1 protein-coding gene is annotated in these 1545 nt (G+C 70.7%); it reads right to left on the minus strand.

Annotation, left to right across the window (positions count from 1 at the left end):
* Window positions 1-1335, minus strand: a 1335-nt coding sequence (locus HTZ82_RS25515; protein WP_175411758.1) for a protein kinase, incomplete at its 3' end; no start/stop codon positions are given.
* Window positions 1336-1545 lie beyond the last annotated feature (210 nt).

Here is a 1545-nt window from a genome sequence, read left to right on the forward strand (position 1 = left end):
CCAGTCGGTGAGGGGGCGTGGTTCTTGGAGGCGGCCTTTGCCGGAGCGGTCGCCGGCGGTGTGGACGAGCAGGTACTGGTCGCCGGAGAAGACCCAGAAGCGGTGGTCGTCGCGGGGATCGGGCAGGACTGCGTCGATCTTGTTGGTGAAGCGGTCAAGTCCGCCGAACGTCTTGCGCCACTGCGCGATCGGGGCGGGCCCGCTCACCCGCCGCGCCGACGCCGGGTCCGCACCCGTCTCGACGACCATGTACCGGCTGCCGGAGAACACCCAGAACCTGCCCCGCACACCCGGAACCGGCATCACCGCATCCACACGCGAGCCTGCATGGGCACCGGTGGACGTCGGCCCGGGCCGGTGGGGCGCACCAGAGCCGGGGTCGTCTCCGGCGACGTACGCGGTCACGCCCGCTCCGGCAAGGAGCACCACCACGGCGATCACCCCGGTGATCGCCGTGCGGCGCCGGTTCGCGCGTGCGGGCGGCGCCGGCTGCCGCAGTGTCGCGTGCGCCGTTCGGGGAACGCCGTCGACGATCGACCGCAGCGCGTCCGCGAGCTGCGTGCCCGATGGGCGCCTGGCCGGGTCCTTGTCCAGCAACTGCTCGATGACGTCGCCCAGCGGGCCGGGGACGTGGACGGAGGGAGGTTCGAAGGCGACGGCGAACGAGGTGGCTGTGAAGTCCCTGCGGGCGAAGGGGGTCCGCCCGGAGGCGAGGAAGCACAGGGTGACGCCGAGGGAGAACAGATCGCTGGCCGGTCCGGCGGGCTGATCGCGCAGGCGTTCCGGGGCCATGTACTCGGCCGATCCGACCACGCCCCCCGTGCCGGTGAGACCCGTGTGACCGGACAGGGCGGCGATACCGAAGTCGGTGAGCACGCTGCTGCCGTCCGCGCGCAGCAGCACGTTGGCCGGTTTCACGTCACGGTGCAGCGCACCGGCGGCGTGGACCGCCTCCAACGCGGACAGGATCTCCAGGCCGACGTGGGCCGTCTCCACCGGTGACAGGAGCCCGCTCGACCACACTCGCTCGCTCAGCGAGCCACCCGGCACCAGTTCCATGACGATCCACAGACCGCCGTCGAACTCCACCAGATCGTAGATGTCGATGACATGAGCGTGCGTCACCCGGGCGATTGCCCGCGCCTCCGAGAGCACACGCCGCATCGCCGCCTGCTGCTCGTACCCGCCGCCCACGGCGTGAAGCTCCTTGACGGCCACCGTCCGCTGCAACAGATGGTCCCAGGCACGCCACACCGTGCCCATACCGCCGCTGCCCAGCCGGTCGGCGAGTACGTACCTGTCTGCGACGACTCGCCCGCCCACACTTTCGATCACGACGAGACAATGTACATGCCGACTTCCAGGGCGATCCGAGTGTCCGCATGCGGATTCGGACCGGTGCCGCTTCCACGGTTGACCGCCCGCTCGACGGTGTTTGCGCCTCTGCGACCGATGCTGTCCGGTGTCTTGCGAGACCGACCCGGTCCGGGCCGAAGAACCCGCGTCTCCTCCGGCACCAGCCTGAACGGAGTGCAGTCGGCCCGC

The organism is Streptomyces sp. TRM64462 (assembly GCF_013362995.1).
Taxonomy (GTDB): domain Bacteria; phylum Actinomycetota; class Actinomycetes; order Streptomycetales; family Streptomycetaceae; genus Streptomyces.